The sequence below is a fragment of the Streptomyces sp. NBC_01476 genome, from assembly GCF_036227265.1.
In the GTDB taxonomy this organism is placed as follows: Bacteria; Actinomycetota; Actinomycetes; order Streptomycetales; family Streptomycetaceae; genus Actinacidiphila.
Genome location: NZ_CP109446.1, coordinates 3,425,759 through 3,444,168, shown reverse-complemented (window position 1 = coordinate 3,444,168; position 18,410 = coordinate 3,425,759). Strand labels below are relative to the sequence as shown.

Sequence of the window (18,410 nt, the reverse complement as noted above, 5' to 3'; positions counted from 1 at the left end):
CACCTAGGAGGTTCGTGAAAAGCGAAGGCGTCCGCGGGCGCGGCAATGCGGCTGCGGGGCCCTCGAAGTCAGAATCGGGGACGGCGGGTTCGGATTTCTGCGGTCGGTTGCTGGGGCGGAGTCCGGGCCTACACGGTCGTCGTTGTGCCGGTGGGGCCGGTGCGTCCGGCAGGTCCAGTGGGGCCGGTACGTCCACTACGCCCACTACGTCCACTACGTATGGACGGGACGGGCGATTGGAGGCCGTCGAGGAAGAGCTGGAGGTGCCGGTGGGCGTCCGAGTCGCTGCCGGCGCAGTCGGTGCCGGGCAGCGGACGGGTGAGTTGTGACAGCCCGATCATCAGGTCGCGCACGGTGACGTCGTGACGGAGTTCACCTGCCCGCCGGGCGCGGTCCATCAGACGCTCGACGGCGTCCTCCAGGCGTGCACGCTGGGCGTTCAGGTCCGGGGCGTGCGGGTCGACGCCGCCGACGAGGGTGCCGCACAGGGCGCCGACCCGTTCGTCGGCGGCTGCGTGCGCGAAGCGGCACAGCGCCGTGAAGGGGGCGGTGGCCCGGGCGGCGGCGGCCTCCGCGTGGTCCGCGGTGCGGGTCATCACGGAGAGCAGCACGTCGTGGATGAGGGCGTGCCGGTCGGCGAAGTGGCGGTAGAGCGTGGCGTTCCCGATGCCCGCGCGGCGGGCGATTTCGTCGAACGGGGCGTCGGGGCCGAACTCCACGAATATTTCGAGCGCGGCGGCGACGATCCGTTCCCGGTTGCGCAGCGCGTCCGAACGGGTTCGGGGGCCGCGGCGTGCTCCGGTTTCAGCGACGGTTGTCACGACGGGCCTCCTTCCTTTTCCTTCTGCGGGAAATGCGGGGTTCATCTGCTGGACACAACCGGGGAGCGGGTCCCCGGTTCTCGGTCACGGTTTCAGGAACGGGGAATGGGTCCCCGGTTATTTCTGGTGGGGAATGTGACCTAGGCCATATCCCTGCGGGGCTCACCGGAAGAGGGCCGCCGAGCGCCCCTCCGAGCTCCGCCCGGACCCGGTTTTTCCGCGCGGCGCGCGCCTGCGGCGGCCGGGCAGCCCTGGGGGGTTCGATGCCGGGTGGCGGTGTGTGGGGGGTTGCTCGCGCAGTTCCCCGCGCCCCTTCGGGGCACGAGCTGCCCCTGGGGGGTGCGTGGCCGGGTGGCGGTGCGTGGGGGGTTGCTCGCGCAGTTCCTCGCGCCCCTGCGGGGCACGAACTGCCCCGGGCGGTTCGATCCCGGGTGGCGAACTCGTGGCCCCCTGCCACGGTGCGCCCCCTAGGGGCGCGAGGAACTGCGCGACAAGCCACGGTGCACCGTTGCCTGGCCACGGACCGGACAGGGCACCCTCCAGGGGCGCGAGGAACTGCGCGGCCGGCCGCGACGTAGCGGCACCCGGCGACGGACCGCCAGGGTCCAATCCCGCCCGCCCGGTGGGCACCCCGCAGGGTCAGGCGATCGGGGCCTCGCCGTACGGGAGGAGCCGGACCGGTCCCAGCAGCCCGTAGGGCTGACGCGTCGCGGTCCCGTAGACCGCCGGGTCGGCGACACGGAGCCGGTTGCCGAGAGTCGTCGCCACCTCCACCTCAATCGTGTTGGCGCCGCGCCGCAGCACGCCCGCGAGGTCGACGACCGGGTTGATCTGGTCGACCGGGTCGAGCCGGTGCCCGTTGACGGTGACGCGGCACGTGTCGTACACCGTGCCCAGCTCCAGGTACGCGCCGTACCCCCCGGTCCAGGGCCCGTCGAGGTGCACGGTGGTGCGGTACGTGCCGATGCCCGAGACGTCCGCGAGCTCCGGCACGGACGGCCACGGGGCAAGCGCGTCGAGGGTGAGCCGGTGGCGGACCACGGACGTCGCCGTGGCGGTCGCGCCCGGCTGCCAGTCCTCGACGTCCACCTCCCAGCCGTCGAGCGGCACCGGCTGCGGTATGCCGCGCAGCGTCGTGCGGGCCGCGCCGCCCCGGGAGAGCGCGGTGGTGTAGCGGCCGTCCGCGCCGGCCCGGACCACCAGCCGCCCGCCCGCGAACCGCGCCTCCCGCGCGTCGGTGGTGACCGCGTGCGGCCGGCCCCCGCTGCGGTCGCCGAAGAGACCGGGCGCGCCCACCGCCACGACCATCGTCTCGCCCGGCTGGAGCGCCACCCGGAAGGTCACAGAGCCGGCCCCCTCCGTATAGGTGCCGATCCGCTCGATGCGCCCGCTCCACAGGTCCAGCAGGTACGGCACGTCGCCGGCGCTCGTACGCGGCAGCGTCACCTCATGGTCGATCGCGGCCACCGGCGGCTTGACCGTCTCGGCGTGCTTGCCGTTGCAGAAGTAGTAGTAGTCGACGCCGTCCGCGTACCGGTGGGCGTTGAGGAGCGTGGAGGCGGCGCCGTACGAGACGTACGGCCGTACCCCCAGCTCCTCCAGCGCCACCGGGATGTCCGCGGCGTTCGCGACCACCCGTACCCGCGGCTGGGCCAGGAGTTCGGCCAGCACCGCGCGCAGCCGGTCGTTCCGGCCGCCGGGGTCGACACCGGGTACCGTCGGGGCGGACCAGTCGCCGAGGAAGACGATCGGCAGGCCGGCCCTGGTGTACGTCAGGAACCGCTCCGCGGTGGCGACCGACAGCGTGGTGTCCATGCCGTAGAAGCGGTCGCCCTCGACGAAGACCGCCTGGTACGCGGGCCCGTGCGCGGCCAGCTTCCCGCCGGTGACCTTAGCCGACGGCAGGCTCAGCAGCGGTTCGCTGATGAACGCGTGGTTCCAGCCGAGGGTGATGCCGGTCGCGGTGAACCAGGACGCGCCGAGGCCGGTGTCGACGTACCCCGACTGCCGGAAGACGGCGACGTCCACGCGGGGCCGGCCGGTCTGGAGCACCTGGTGGACCCGGGACAAGTAGCCCGAGATGTCGGTGATGTGACGCCACGTCGGCTGCCGCGGCCCCCAGGACTCCCCGTAGCCGATCCCGCCGTGGTACGGCGTGAAGGCCGCGTACCCGGGCCACTGGACGCCGGGCAGCGCCGCGTACGAGAACCCGTGGATCACCGTCTGGTTGACCCCCGCGGCGTACGCGCCGCCCATGGTCCGCAGGAACTTCTGCCAGGTGGTGCTGTACGCGCCGCCGGTGTACGCGCCCGACTCGCAGGACAGGATGGTGGTCCCGGCCATGTCCCGGCCGCCGGTCATGCTGCGGTAGTCGTCGAGGTTGTGGAAGCCGAGCGACTCGCCCTCGGGGATGTCGAGGACGGCGGCGGTGTACGTGGCGTCGGTCTGCAGACCGTACGGCTGCGCGCGCAGCTTGAGGCCGATGGAGTTGGCCCAGCGCTTCACGGCGGTGGCGTGGTGCTCGTTGTAGAGGTCGGAGAGCGTCTGCCAGAAGTCGTGCCGCGCCTGGCGGGTGAGCTTCGGGTCGTACGAGTAGACCTGGTTGCCACCGCTCTGCGCGAGGGCCGGCAGGTAGGGCAGCAGCGGGTAGCCGCGGCGGCGGGCGAACTCGGTCAGCAGCGCGGGAGTCCACAGCAGCGACTTGCTCTCCAGCTCGATGGAGTCCTCGAAGAGGGCACCGCCCGCCCGGCCGATGAGCCGCCGGACCGGCTTGGTCAGCAGGTCCGACTCCCAGAAGTCGGTGATCGCGCGGGTGCCGGCCGGGCTGAAGTGGTCGACCACGTAGGCGGCGGGCACGGTGTGCGGACCCGCCTCGGGGGTCTGGCCGACACCGCGCCGCCAGTGGGCGAAGAGCAGCCAATCGCCTTCGGCGGGCGCGGTCCAGCTGACCCGGGCGGTGGCGCCGGTGCCGGTGACCTGGCCGGTGAGGTCGGTGACGGAGTCCGCGGCGAGGCCGGTGACCTTGCCGGAGGTGTTGGCGGGGTCGAGCCGTACCGCCTGAACGGCGAGGAGTGTCTGCCGGGTGACGGTGCTCGCGGGGGCGGACCCGGGGGCCGGGACCACGCCGTCGTACGTGGCGCCGGCCGCCACCGGGGCGACGCCGTAGGCGAGTTCCTGGAGGGCGGCGGCGCTGTCCGGGGTGATGGTCGGTACGGCGGCGGGCCACGCGGGGCCGACCGTGATGTCGACGGTCAGGCCGCGCTTGTCCGCCTGGTCGAGGGCGGCTTCGACGCCGGCGAGCCAGGAGGGGCTGCCCCAGCCGTGGTGCGCGGTGTCCAGGACCGAGGGGTCGTCGACGCTGTGATGGACCGCGGCGATTTCCACGCCGCCGAAGCCGGCCGCGGCGATCTGGTCGATCTCCCGGCGCAGTTCGGCCGGCTCGACGAGGCCGTCCGGCCACCACCAGCGGAACTTCGGCTGGACGGCGCGGCCGGGCGCGGTGAACCAGCCGGCGCCGGGCGCCCGGGCGGGCCGCGGCGCGGTGCCGGCGGGCGCGGCGGCCTGCGCGGGCCCGGCCGGCTGACCCCACGTCAGCGCGGTGGCCGCACCCGTCACGGCCCCCGCCTGCAGCACCCGCCGCCGGCTGAACCGCCCCGGACCCGCACCGGCCGTGGTGTCCTCAACGCTCATGACGGCATGTCTCCCTCGCGGCTGCCCGACGCCTCAGTGAATCGATTTAACCCGCGTGGACGCTACGGTCGTTGCTCGCCGGACGTCAATGCCTTGATCGACCCGACTTTCCCCCTCGCGGCGCCCCATCGGCCCGCAGCGCGGATTGAAATCATTCAACCCGGCGCGAACCCCACGGATCACCGCGCCACGGCGGGCCCGGGGTCGTGCCCAACTGGCCCCGCGGCGAACGGCACCCCGCATGCGGGTGACCTCCGGGCGGGTCAGGGGTTCGGTGGGAGGCGGGGGCGGGCCGCCGCGATTGGTGCGGCGACGGGGGCAACCGTTTTTCCCTGTTGTTGGTCGAAAGTACGTGTCGAACGGTCGTCCGGGCCGCATATACTTCGGCGGCCGAAGTAATGGGGCCTCCGGGGGTGGCAGAGATCGGAGCGCCCGACGGCACGTCACTTCTGAACCCGTGGGGGGTTTGTTTGAAGACAACCACGCGCCGCAGCCTTGCGGCGCTCATCTCGGTCGCCTCGATGGCGACCGCGGCGCTCGCCGTCACCATGCCGAGCGCGGGGGCGATGACGATCACCGCCAAGGGCGGCGTGATCGGCCTGTCCGGCGGCTCCGGCTCGCACCTCTACACCACCAACGCGGACGGCACCGGGCTCACCTCGATCCCCTCCATCGCGGACAACGGCATCACCCCGGGCTGGGCACCTGACGGCTCCCGCGTGGTGGCCGGCTCGAACGAGCAGCTGGTGACCGGCCGTACGACCGGCGCCACCTCGCTCGTCACGCTGCCCGGTGCCAACGGCGGCGCCCCCGGCCCGGGCTTCACCGGCCCGGTCTACTGGTACAACGGCGCCTACGTCATCTCCGGCTCGGGCGGTCTGCTCTCCTACGGCCCGTCGGACGGCTCCTACGCCTCGGAGCCGCTGCTCACCGGCGCCCAGCGCCCGGCCGGCGTCTTCGACGACAACCCGACGACGAGCCCGACCGCCCAGGTCGCCTTCGACCGGGTCGCGGCCGGCGGCGGCACCCCGGACATCTGGACCTTCGACCCGGTGAAGAACACCGTGGTGAAGACGATCACCGACGGCTCCTCCCCGGTCTACTCCGCCGACGGCAGCCAGCTGGTCTTCGTCCGCGTGGTGGACGGCCACCGCCAGCTCTTCACGGCGAACGCCGACGGCAGCGGCGTCCAGCAGGTCACCACCGACGCCGCCGACCACCTGCACCCGACGTGGGACCCGGACGGCGGCCGGATCGCCTTCGACCTGGCCGGCGGGAACGGCACCACGGTGAAGCTGCTCACGCTCTCCGACGGTTCGGTGAGCACGGTCAGCACCACCGGCGCCAACCCGTCGTGGCAGCCGCTGCGGAAGAACACCTTCTCCCGGGTGTACAGCTCCGGATCGGCCACCCTCGACCAGGCCGCGTCGCACTGGACGTTCGACGCGGTGGGCCAGCCGCACGTACCGGGGCTGATCACCGCCCGGTCGGCGGTCCTGATCAACAAGGGCAACGGCACCTACTCCACGCCGGCGATCTCGCTCGCCGCCGAGAAGCAGGGCCCGGTCATCATGTCCTCGGTCAACTCGCTGGACTCCACGGCGTCGGCCGAGCTGAAGCGGACGCTGCCGAAGGGCGGCACCGTCTACGTCGTCGGCGGCACCAACATGATCAGCGCCGCCGAGGCCAACCAGGTGACGGCGCTGGGCTACAAGGTGCTCCGGCTGGAGGGCGCGGACCTCACGGAGGTGTCCGCGCGGGTCGCCAAGCAGATCTCCAGCGCCCCGCAGTGGGTCTTCCTCTCCGACGGCGGCGACTCACACGACCCGATGGCCGCCTCCGCTGCCGCGGGCTCGCTGGGCTACAAGGGCCAGGGTGTGCTGCTGCTCACCCGCGGGACGACGCCCACCAGTTCGGTGACAAGCTTCATCAACTCGCTCGACCCGAACAAGACCAATCTGGTGACGGTCGGTCACAACGCCGAAGTGGCGCTGCACAACATGCAGTTGACGAAGGACTGGTCCTACTGGGGCATCGACGGCGGCTCGACCGACAAGACGGCCGTCGACCTGGCGCGCTTCTGGTGGGCCGCTCCGTACGCCGCCACCGTCCAGGACACCTGGAACTGGCAGGGCGGGGCCGTCGGTTTCGCGGCGAACGCCACGTACGGCCCGGTGCTCTGGTCCACGGAGGCGCTGCTGACGCCCTCGACGAAGGACTACCTGACGCAGGAGTCGGCGAGCGTGCAGGAGGTCCAGATGTACGGGCCGAACGCCTGGTACACGCCGGCCATGCGGACGGACCTCGCCAACGCGGTCGCCATCGGCCCCTCGTGGGTCGACACCACCTGGGCGCTCAACGGCACCTGGCCGGCCCCGGCGGCCAAGGCCGCGCGCAACGCGGTCGTCGCCCCGTCGTTCTCCGCTCCCGCGGCGGCGCCGGACAGCGGCAAGGCGGCTCCCACGGTGATCCCCGGCAAGCACCCGCTGGCCGCACCGCGCCACACCACCGGCTGACCGCGACGGCCGGGCACCACGGTTGACGATCACGGTCGACCGGCACGTGCCGACAGCACAGCTGAGCAGTACGGCCGAGCAGTACGGCTGAGCAGTACGGCTGAGCAGTACGACGAAGGGCCCGACCGCCACCCGGTCGGGCCCTTCCCGTTCGATCCGTTCCTCTCCGCTCCATCCGGCCTTCACTGTGCTGGTGTCGAGTGGGGTCGTACCGATGATTGGTCGGCACGTAACCCTTGAGGAACCAGGCAATGACACTTCGCGGGAAGAGAACCGTACGCGCCGGGGTGCGGCGTACCGCCCTGGCCACGTCGCTGGCGCTCCTGCTGGCAGGCGGGGCCACCGGGGCCGCGTTCGCCACCGGCGGCGGCAACGGACCGGCCGGGCACGCCGGTCAGAGCGGGCACGGCGGCAACGCAGCGGCAGCGGGCCGCAGTTGGCTGCCGCCGACGCCGCAGAACTGGCCGCAGGTGGTGGACTACACCAGCACGCCGAGCACCACCGTGACCCGCGGCCTCCAGCACTACTCGGAGACGTACGACACGGTCGGCGGCCGGCAGCACACCCAGGTGCTGACCGCCGACCTCACCGACCCCAACCTGCGGGTGAGCGTCGTGGAGGCCGGCGACACCATCACTGATCCCGCCGGCGAGACGGTGTCGTCGATGGCGAACCGTACCCACGCGGTGGCCGGCGTCAACGGCGGCTACTTCGAGATCAACGCCAGCGGCCGGCCGCTCGGCGGCGTCGTCACGGACGGCCGGCTGCTGAAGAGCCCGCAGCCGGGCTTCGCCTCGCAGCTCGGCATCCGGCCGGACGGCACCATGGTGATGGGCCCGGAGACCTTCTCCGGCACGATCACCGACGGCGCCGCCACCCACCCGCTCACCTCGGTGAACACGGTGGACGACGTGGCGGCCGGCGGCGTCACCGAGGTGACCCCCGACCTCGGCACCACCACCGGCCTCACCGGCGGCACCCTGGTGCTCGGCCACACGGCACCCGGCGGCGCCTTCACAGTGGACAGCGTGCGGACCGGGGTGACCGCGGTGGACCGGCCGGCCCCGGACCAGCTCGGCCTGCTCGGCGGCGGCGCGGGCGGCCAGTGGCTCGCCGGCACCCTGCACACCGGCGACACCGTACGGCTCAGCGGCAAGCTCTCCCCGGACAGCGACCTCACCCAACTGGTCAGCGGCGTCACCACGCTGGTGAAGGACGGCAAGGTCTACCAGGACCCGACCGGCACCCCGCCCAGCGGCGCCAACCCGGAGACCGCGGTCGGCATCAGCAAGGACGGCAAGCACGCCACGGTGGTGACCATCGACGGGCACGGCGGCACCACCGCCGCCTTTGGCGTCACCCCCGAGCAGGCGGCCGGCTACATGGTCGCGCACGGCGCCTGGACCGCGATGCTCTTCGACGGCGGCGGCTCGACCACGATGGCCGTCCGCGCGCCCGGCGCGAGCCGGACGACCGTCGTCAACACACCTTCCGACCTGCCGGGCAACACCGAACGCCCGGTCGCCAACGGCATCTTCTTCTCGTCGGCCGCCACGGCACCCGGTACGGCGGCCAAGGTCGTCGTCAACGGCGGCGACGCCGTCACCACCGTCCCCGGCGGCTCCGTCCCGGTGCCCGCCTACGCCCTGGACCGCCTCGGGAACCCCGCGGCCGGCACCGTCAAGGTCCGGGTGGAGCCGTCCTCGCTGGCTGCGTACGCGAACGGCGAACTCACCCCGCGGCGTACCGGCACCGGCCGGATCGTCGCGAGCGACGGCCGGACCACCGGCTCGGTACGGCTGACCGTGGCCGGCACGCTCGCCACCCTGTCCGTCTCGCCCGACGCCCCCGACCTCGGCAACGGCGCGACCCAGCAGCTCACCCTGGCCGGCACCGTCAAGGGCGGCGCCGCGGCGCGGATCCCGGCCGAAGCGGCCACCTGGACGGTGGACCCGGCGGACCTGGGCACCGTCGACGCGCACGGCCTGTTCACCGCGGACTCCCAGCGCGGCGGTCTGGCGAAGGTCACCGCCGCGGTCGGCGGCGCCACCGCCACCGCGTCCATCGCGGTGGGCAGCGTCACCAAGACGATCGACCCGATGACCAGCACCGACGTCTGGCGGCTCAGCAACAACACCACCGGGCAGCCGGCCACGCTGGCCGCCGACCCGGGCGTCGTACCGCCGGGCTCCACCGAGACCGGGTCGCTGAGACTCGACTACACGATGCCCGCGGGCGCCGGCGTCAAGCAGCTGGTGCTCTCCTCCAGGACCGCGCTGAAGACGGTCAGCAGCGACGACGGCCAGAACCCCACCGGCATCGGCGTGTGGATCAAGGGCAACGGCACCGGCATCGAACTCGCCGAGTCCTACCTCGGGGTGGACGGCACCAAGACCACCCTGTATCCGACGTACGTCACCTGGAACGGCTGGCAGCTCGCGGTCGCCGAACTGCCCGCGGGGCTCCAATTCCCGCTGACCATCTCCTTCGTGGACTTCCTGGCGATCAGCCCCGCCACCACCACCGGCGGTTCGCTGAACGTCTCCGGCCTCCAGTCGCTCTACTCGCCGCGGCCGGTGAGCACTCCGGCGTACCGGGCGATCCCCGAGAACCCCTCGTGGCTGTCGTTCGAGGAGGACGCCAAGGACTTCAGCAAGAAGGGCAACACCGTCCTGACCGGTGACGACGCGCACCTGCTCGCCAGTGACCCGGGCTCGGTCAGCAGCAATGTGATGGACTCCATCGCCGGCCGGCTGCCCACCCTCAGCCCCCAAGCCCGCCCGGACACCGCCCAGTTCCTCGGGGACATGGCGGACGACGGCAAGCTGCCCGACCTGCAGTTCGCCAAGTCGACGATGGACGCGCTCGGCATCCCGGAACGGGACATCGTCGGCAACCACGAGATCACGCAAGGAGCCGACGGCGAGAACGGCAACTACAGCGAGACGTTCGGCGCCACCCACTACGCCTGGACCGAAGGCGCGGCGGAGGTGATCGTCACCGACAACTCGCACGGCAGCCTGCAGTCCTCCGACCCGTTCCAGAACCCGACGGGTGAGCAGTACCCGTGGCTGGTGCGGCAGTTGACGCAGAGCACCGCCAAGGACGTACTCGTCGTCACGCACATGCCGGCGTACGACCCGCACCCGGCGGCGAACAGCCAGTTCTCCGACCGCTGGGAGGCGCGGATGTACCTGCGGCTGGTGCAGAAGTACCAGCAGGCGCACCCCGGCACGCACGTCGTGATGCTCTACGGCCACGCCCGCGGCTTCTCCGAGCAGATCCTCGACCCCGAGGGCAGCAGTGTGAGTACGGCTCAGGGCGGCATCCCGCAGCTCACCTTCGCGGACCTGGGCATGCCGGCGTACGCGCCCGCCGACCAGGGCGGTTTCTACCACTACGGCCTGGTGCACATCGGGTCCGACGGCGGCCTGCAGTTCTCGGTGGAACCGGCGCTCGCCTCGATCGCCGTCACCGCCCCGGCGACCACCATTGCCAGGGGGCAGCAGGTGACGCTGACCGCGACCGGTACGCAGACCGCCGGGGACAATCTGGCGCCGCTGACCATGCCGGTCGCCGACCCGGCGTCGCACGTGTGGGCGTCGAGCGACACCCGGGTGGCGTCGGTCGACAAGGTCACCGGGAAGCTCACCGCGCACCGAGCCGGGACGGTCACGGTCTCGGTGACCAGCGGTGGGGTCACGGGCAGCGTGCGGGTGACCGTCCGGTAGGAGGTCCGGCGGGGCCGCCGGCGCCGTGCGTGTGCGGTGGCTGAGCGGTGGTTGCGTGCCGGCCGCCGTGGTGGTGCGGCGGGTGCGCCGCGGGGCGCCCGGGCTCCGGCTTGGGCGCCCTGTCCGTTACGCGATAGCTTGCCCCGCGGGTCGTCCCTGGCCCCGACGAAGGGCGGACGGATGAGCGCGCGGTTCCAGGAGATCGACTGGCGGCCCACCCCGATGGGGGAGATCAGCCTGCGGCGCCGGCGCGATCCGGAGTCGGGCGAGGACGTCTACGAGGTGAAGCTCGGCGAGGAGTTCCTGATGTCCAGCCGCTTCACGGCAGGCGAGGTCGCGCTGGCCCGGCTGGGGCTGGCGGAGGCCGGCGGGACGGGGGACGCCGGTGAGACTGGTGACACCGGTGAACTGGACGTCGTGGTGGGTGGGTTGGGCCTCGGCTACACCGCGAGGGCGGCGCTGGACGATCCGCGGGTCAGGTCGCTGATCGTGGTGGACGCGCTGGGTGAGGTGATCGACTGGCACCGGCGCGGGCTGGTGCCGCTGGGGGCGGGGCTCGCGGGGGATCCGCGGTGCCGGCTGGTCCAGGGGGACTTCTTCGTGATGGCGGGGGGTGCGGGCGGGGCCGCGGAGACCGGTGAGGGGGGTGAGGTCGGTGGTGAGGGTGACGGGCGTGGCGGGCGTGGCGGGTTCGATCCGGAGTCACCGGGGCGGCGGTTCCACGCGGTGCTGCTGGATGTCGACCACTCGCCCCGGCATGTGCTGCATCCGAGCCATGCGGGGCTCTACACGGCGGGGGGTCTGCGGGCGCTGGCCGCGCGGCTGCACCCTGGCGGGGTCTTCGCCCTGTGGTCCAATGACCCGCCGGACGAGGACTTCGCGGCGGTGCTCGCGGGGGTCTTCCCGCGCTCCCGGTCCCACGTCGTGACCTTCGACAACCCCTTGCAGGGGGGCACCGCGACGAACACGGTGTATGTGGCGACCCGGGGGTGACGGGCCCTCCGGGGGGTGCGGGGCGTTCGCCGCGGGGCTTGCGGTGGGTGGTGGGGTGCGGGTTGTGGTGGGCTGGTCGCGCAGCACCGGCCGCAGACTTCGTCCGGGGGCGCCCCCAGCGCCCCTGGTGGGCGACGACTTTCGGTGCGGTGCCGTGTGCTGTTCGCCGTGGGGCTTGCGGTGGGTGGTGGGGTGCGGGTCGTGGTGGGCTGGTCGCGCAGTTCCTCGCGCCCCTACGGGGCGGCCATCTTCGTTGCGATGCCGTGTGCCCCTGGGGGGCGGCCACTTTCGTTGCGGTGGGGGGCTCCCCCTGGGGGGCGTTTAGACTCGGGGGACGGCGGCGCGGGGGGTACGCGGTCGGGTGCCGGCGGTGGCATCGCACCCGCGGGGCGTGAGACGTTCGGGTGTTCGGTTGCCTTTTCAACCACACTGGTAACAGGCTTTGCCGACGGCCCGGCTCCGGCCGACCGACCCGCGACACATCGAGAGGTTCCCGTGCACTTCCATCAGGTGGGGCAGATGGGCCGGCTGATGCCGCTCGCCCAGCCGCACACCGCGCTCGCCGGCAAGTGGAACTCCGGCACGAACGCCCTGATCCTGGCGCTCGCCGAACTCCTGCTGCTGGTGCTGCTCCTGCTGCGCTGGCTGGTCCGCCGGCAGGGCGGCTGGCGCCGCTCCTGGCGCCGGCTGCGCCGGCAGGTGCGGCTGACCTGGGGGGCGTTCTCCGACCCGGTACGGGAGTTCCTCCGGTTCCGGGCCGAAGTGCGGCAGCTGACCCACCTGCTGGCCACCGCTGACGCGGTGAGCGTCGCCGGGGAGGCGCTGGACGACGTGGACGCCGCCGTCGCCGGGACCGCCGCCGACGAGGCGTTCGCCTTCGCCGCCCGCGTCGCCCGCTCCTCGCGCCGGACCTCCGGCGAGGTCGTGGTGCACCTGGCGGGCCGCCGGGTGCCGCCCGCGGCCACCCCGTGGACGGCCGACGGCGACGAGCGCCGCTGGTCGGCCCCCGCCGACGCCGTCGCGCCGCCCGACCCGGCGGAAACCGGCGCCGTCCCGCGGCTGCTGGTGCCGGTCGGCCTGTACGAGGAGGCCCTGGTGGTGCTCGACCTGATGCGCGGCCCCGGCATCCTGAGCACGTACGGGGACCGTACCGCGGGCCGGGCGTTCGTCCAGGCGGTCGCGGCCTATCTGGACCTGCCCGGCGGTACGGCCCGGGTGATCGTCGCCCGCGGGGTGCACCCCCGGCACGACGGGCCGGAACTCGACGCGCTGCTCGACTCCCTGGAGGGGACCGGGCCCACGGCCGGCGAACCGGTCGTCGTGGTGTGCGCGGCGCCCGACGCGCAGCAGTCCGCCCGGCTCTCCGAACTGGCCGCGGCCGGCCTGCTGCGGGCAGTGGTCGCGGGACCGGTGACCGGTCACCGCTGGGAGGTACGGGTCGACTCGCGCGGCCGGACCCAGACCCCCGGGCTCGGGCTCGGCACCGACGCGGCGCCGCTCGGCCCCGCGGTCGCCAGGACCGCCCGGCGCGGCGGCATCTCCCGCGGCAAGAGGGCCACCCCGGCCCCGCGCAGGACCGCGCCCGTACCGCCGCGGACCCCGCGGACCGCGGGACAGCCCGCCACCCCGTCCGCCGTGCCCCGGCCGGCGTCGCCGCGGGTCACCGCGCCGAGCGGGCCGCCGCCGCACCGGCAGCCCGCACCTGAACCGCCCGCCCCCGCAATCCGTGAACTGTTCGCGGAGCCGGAGATCACCGGGGTCTCGGCCGCGGACTCCCGCGAAGCCGCGTCGTACACCACCCCGCAAGAGGAAAGTCGGAACGGGTCGTGAAACTGCTCATCACCACCGTCGACGGCGACCGGCGGGAACGCCGTGACGTGCTCGTCAACGCCGCCGCCGGCACACCCGTCGGGCGGCTCGCTCCCCAACTGGTCGCCGCCCACCGGCAGGACGACCCGGAGCAGGCCGGCCTGCCGGACGGCGACACGGCGCTCTACCTCGGCGACCGGCTGCTCGACCCGGACGCCACGCTGGCGGCGGCCGGGATAAGGGACGGCAGCACCATCGGCATCGGGCAGCCGGTGCCCGCCCCCGGCACGGTCTACGGTCCTGAGCGGCACGAGATGCCGACGCCCGCCGAGCCCGGTTCGGCCCCCGTGGCCGAACTCCAGGTGATCGGCGGCCCGCAGGCCGGCCGGGTGCACCTGCTGGGGATGGGCACCCATCTGGTGGGCCCCGCGGCCGGCAGCTCCGTACGGCTGGCGGGCCTCGGTATGCCCGAGGACGGCCTGCGGCTCGCGGTCCGCCCCGACGGCACCGTGATCACGGTGCTGCCCGACGGCGACGCGCAGGTACGGCTGTCGCTGCCGGAGGCGCCGCCGCCCCGGCCGCGCGCCGACGTGGTGGCGCTGCCGCCGGAGCCGCCCAAGGACGCCAGGAACACCAAGGACGCCAAGGACGCCAAGGACACCGAGGACGGCGACGACACGGGGGAGGACGAGCCGGTGCGGCCCGAGCCGCTCCCCAAGGGCTGGACGCTCTGGCCGCTGGACGGTGAACTCGTCCTCGGCGAGCACCTGTTGCGGATCACCGCGCCCACCCTTGCGGACGCCGCCGTCGTACCGTCGCCCAAGGGCACCGGCCTGGACTTCAACCGCCCGCCGCGACTGCTGCCGCCGCTCCAGCCCGAGACGTTCCGGCTGCCCGGCCCGCCCGAGCCGCCGAAGCGCCGGCCCATCCCGTTCCTGGTGATGATCGCGCCGATGTTCCTCGGCTTCGCGATGGTCTACTTGTTCCACTCGTACCTGTATCTGACCTTCATGCTGCTCAGCCCGGTGATGGGCTTCGGCAACTGGCTCAGCGGACGGCGCGGCGGGCGCCGTGAGTTCCTGCGGGCGGTCGCCAACTACCGGCTGCGGCGTGCCTCGCTGGAGGCCGACGTGCGGGCGAAGGTGGACGCGGAACGCCGGGTGCGGGTCGCCACCGCCCCGGACCCGGCGGTGGTGAGCCTGATGGCCGTCGGCCCCGGCGCCCGGCTCTGGGAGCGCCGCCGCAGCGACCCCGACAACCTCATCCTGCGGATCGGCACCACCAAGCAGCAGTCGCTGCTCCAACTGGAGGACGCCTCCCGCGAGGAGAACCACCGCACCGCGTTCTGGCAGATCCCCGACATGCCGATCGGCCTGGACATCGCGGGCAGCCAGGTGGTCGGCATCGCCGGCGCCGAGGAGCCGGCGAGGGCGCTCGCCCGCTGGGCCGTCGCCCAGGCCGCGGTCCTGCACACCCCGCGCGACCTGCGGATCTGCGTGCTCACCGACCGCGCCGCCGCCGACTCCTGGGAGTGGGCCCGCTGGCTCCCGCACGCCAGGTCCGGACTGTCCTCGGCCTCCTCGGCACGGGAGAACGCACCGGTGATCCTGCTCGGCAACGACCCGGAGACGGTCGCCAACCGTGTCACCGAACTCATCAACGAGATCCGCACCCGCACCCTGGCCCGGCAGGCCACCATGCGCGGCGCCCTGTACAGCGAACCCGACCTGCTGGTGGTGCTGGACGGCGCCCGTGAACTGCGGGACGTGCCCGGCATGGTCCAGGTGCTCAAGGAGGGCCCGGCCCAGGGGATCTACCCGCTGTGCATCGACCGCGAGGAGCGGATGCTCCCCGAGGAGGCCAGCGCGGTCGTCTCCATCGCCAAGGACACCCTGACGCTGCGCCGCACCGGCCTGCCCGACGTCACCGGCATCCGGCCGGACTACGTGACCGCCCAGTGGGCCGAGCGGCTCGCCCGCGGCATAGCCCCGGTGCATGACGTCACCCCGGACACCACCGGCGGCCTGCCGGACCAGGTCTCGCTGCTCGACCTGCTGGACCTGGAACCGCCGGACGGCGAGGTGATCGCGGAACGCTGGCAGCGCCGCCCGGCGTCCACCTCGGTGCTGCTCGGCCAGGGCTTCGACCGGCCGACCGCGTTCGACCTCGTCAAGGACGGCCCGCACGCGCTGATCGCGGGCACCACCGGCTCCGGCAAGTCGGAGCTGCTGCAGACGTTCGTGGCGTCGCTGGCCGCGGTCAACCACCCGGACGAACTCACCTTCGTACTGGTCGACTACAAGGGCGGCAGCGCCTTCAAGGACTGTGTCCGGCTGCCGCACACCCTCGGCATGGTCACCGACCTGGACAGCCATCTCGTCCAGCGGGCGCTGGCGTCGCTGACCGCCGAACTCATCCGCCGTGAGCACATGCTGGCCACGGCCGGCGCCAAGGACCACCCCGAGTACCGGGCGTTGCGCCGCCGCGACCCCCAACTGCCGCCGATGCCGCGGTTGCTGCTGGTCATCGACGAGTTCGCCACGCTGGCCCGGGAGATCCCGGACTTCATCCCGGGGCTGGTCGGCATCGCCCAGCGCGGCCGTTCGCTCGGCCTGCACATGGTGCTGGCGACCCAGCGGCCCGCCGGTGTGGTCACCAACGACATCCGCGCCAACACCAACCTGCGGATCTCGCTGCGCGTGACCGACACCACCGACAGCACCGACGTGCTGGAGGTTCCGGACGCGGCCAGTATCTCCTCGGCCACCCCCGGCCGGGCGCTGGTGCGGCTGGGACACCGTTCGGCGATGGGCTTCCAGACCGCGTACGTCGGAGCGCCCCGCCCGCAGGCGGCGCCGGCCACCGGCGAGGAGGCGGCCGGCGACGGCGACGTCCCCGCGGCCGTGGACGAGTCGGTGCTGTGGGCCACCGCGCTGCCGTGGCAGCGGCTGGGCCGCGCCGTGCAGTCCCCGCTGGACGAGGAGGAGGAGTTCCCCGAACTGGCCGAGGACGAGGGGCCGACCGACCTGATGGCGCTGGTCGACTCCATCCAGGAGGCGGCCCGGCTGACCGGTCACGAACCGCAGCCGAGCCCCTGGCTGCCGCCGCTGCCGACCGCCCTCGACCTGTCGGAACTGCCCGCCCCGGCGGCGCCGTCCGGCGACGGACGGCTGGTGCCCGCCGCGTGGGCCCGCGAGGACCTGCCGGCCCTCCAGTCGCAGCCGCCGGTGATGATGGACCTGGACGCCTTCGGGCACCTGTACGTGCTCGGTATGCCGCGTTCCGGCCGGTCGCAGACGCTGCGCACCATCGCGTCGGCGCTGGCCCGCGCCAACTCCTGTGCGGATGTGCACTTCTACGCGGTGGACGCGGCCGGTGGCGCGCTCACCGCGCTCTCCGCCCTGCCGCACACGGGCGCGGTGGTGCCGCGCGCCGACATCGAGCGGCTCGGCCGGCTGCTCAACCGGCTCACCGCCGAACTCGTCAGCCGCCAGGAGCTGCTGGCCGGGAACTCGGCGGGCACCCTCACCGAACTGCGGGGCATGCTGCCGCCCGCGCGGCGGCCCGCCCACATCGTGCTGCTCATCGACGGCTGGGACACCCTGCAGGCCCTGGTCGGTGACATCGAGGACGGCCGGATGATCGCGCAGATCGCGATGCTGCTGCGGGAGGGCGCGGCGGCCGGCATCCATGTCATCGCCTCGTCGGAACGGGCCCTGATGGGCGGCCGGATCGCGGCGCTCAACGACAACAAGCTGATGCTGCGGATGAACGACGCCGGCGACTACGTCATGCACGGCATCGAGCGGCAGCGCATTCCGTCCGCGATGGCGGCCGGCCGCGGCTTCCGTACCGACAGCGGCTCCGAGATCCAGGTCGCGGTGCTGCCGGCCGGCCCGAGCGGGCAGGAACAGGCCGAAGCACTGCGGCGGATCGGTGCGGAGGCGGCCCGCCGGGACGAGGGCGTACCGGCGGCCGCGCGGCCGTTCCGGATCGAGACCCTGCCGTCCGCGGTCTCCTTCAAGGACGCGTACACCCGCACCGCGCCCGGCGACCGGCGGCCGATGATGGGCATGGTGGGCCTGGGCGGCGACGAAGTGGCCCCCGTGTGGGTGGACTTCTCCGGTGTGGCCTCGACCTATGTGGTCGCGGGGCCGCCCGGGTCCGGCCGCAGCACCGCGCTCGCCGCCCTGGCGGTCTCGCTGCTGCACGGCGGCACCGGGGTGGTGGCCCTCGCCCCCCGGGAGTCGCCGCTGCGCGGCCTCCAGGGCCGCAGGGGCGCCGCCCTGATCACCTCGCTCAGCCCGACCGAGCAGGACATCAACGCCGCGCTGGAGGCGGTCGGCGGGGGTCCCGCGGTGCTGCTGGTGGACGACGCGGACCTGCTGGCGATGACGCCGGCGGACAATCTGCTGCGGGACATCGCCACCTCGGGCCGGGACCGTTCCCTCGGGCTGGTGGTCGCCGGACCCGGTGAGGCGCTGGTCTCGCCGCTGAGCAGCTGGATCGGCCAGGTGCGGCGGTCCCGCAAGGGGCTGCTGCTCTCCCCGCAGACGATCGGGGAGGGCGACATCCTCGGGCTGCGGCTGCCGCACAACGTGATCCGGGTCAACCGGGTGCCGGGGCGCGGCTTCACCACGGACGCGGCCGGCGCGCTGCTCACGGTCCTGGTGCCGGAGACGGTGCCGTCACGGGACGCCGACTGACGCGAACTGACGCCGACTGACGCCGAACCGGCGCGAACTGACGCCGAACTGACGCCGAACCGGCGCCGACCGGCGCCGACAGACGCCGACAGACGCGGACTGCGTACGAACGGCCGAGGGTGCCTGCCGGAATCCCGGCAGGCA

7 protein-coding genes are annotated in these 18,410 nt (G+C 73.4%); 5 read left to right on the top strand and 2 right to left on the bottom strand.

Translation table 11 applies throughout. The features are described from left to right. Positions 1-128 precede the first annotated feature (128 nt). Both OG552_RS15185 and OG552_RS15180 read right to left on the bottom strand, forming a co-directional pair. Complete coding sequence (locus OG552_RS15185) at positions 129-821, bottom strand: TetR/AcrR family transcriptional regulator (protein WP_329133177.1); 693 nt, start codon at positions 819-821, stop codon at positions 129-131. Between the two features lie 639 nt (positions 822-1,460). Next, positions 1,461-4,511: a glycosyl hydrolase gene (locus tag OG552_RS15180; RefSeq protein WP_329133175.1), complete on the bottom strand. Its 3,051-nt coding sequence runs from the start codon at positions 4,509-4,511 to the stop codon at positions 1,461-1,463. A 470-nt stretch (positions 4,512-4,981) separates the two neighbouring features. Between OG552_RS15180 and OG552_RS15175 the strand changes: the two genes are divergently transcribed. From OG552_RS15175 to OG552_RS15155, 5 genes are all read left to right on the top strand, one after another. Next, on the top strand, positions 4,982-7,027 hold the full coding sequence (locus tag OG552_RS15175) for a hypothetical protein (RefSeq protein WP_329133172.1): 2,046 nt from the start codon (positions 4,982-4,984) through the stop codon (positions 7,025-7,027). Between the two features lie 251 nt (positions 7,028-7,278). Then, entirely contained in the window at positions 7,279-10,758 is a 3,480-nt protein-coding gene (locus OG552_RS15170; RefSeq protein ID WP_329133170.1) for a phosphodiester glycosidase family protein, read from the top strand. A gap of 180 nt (positions 10,759-10,938) precedes the next feature. Then, complete coding sequence (locus tag OG552_RS15165; RefSeq protein WP_329133169.1) at positions 10,939-11,751, top strand: spermidine synthase; 813 nt, start codon at positions 10,939-10,941, stop codon at positions 11,749-11,751. Positions 11,752-12,246: 495 nt separating this feature from the next. After that, positions 12,247-13,581, top strand: coding sequence for a hypothetical protein (locus tag OG552_RS15160; protein ID WP_329133167.1), 1,335 nt, complete (start codon positions 12,247-12,249; stop codon positions 13,579-13,581). Beyond that, positions 13,578-18,266, top strand: a complete 4,689-nt coding sequence (locus tag OG552_RS15155; protein ID WP_329133165.1) for an FtsK/SpoIIIE domain-containing protein — start codon at positions 13,578-13,580, stop codon at positions 18,264-18,266. The genes OG552_RS15160 and OG552_RS15155 overlap by 4 nt, the downstream gene beginning before the upstream one ends. The last annotated feature ends 144 nt before the right edge of the window (positions 18,267-18,410 follow it).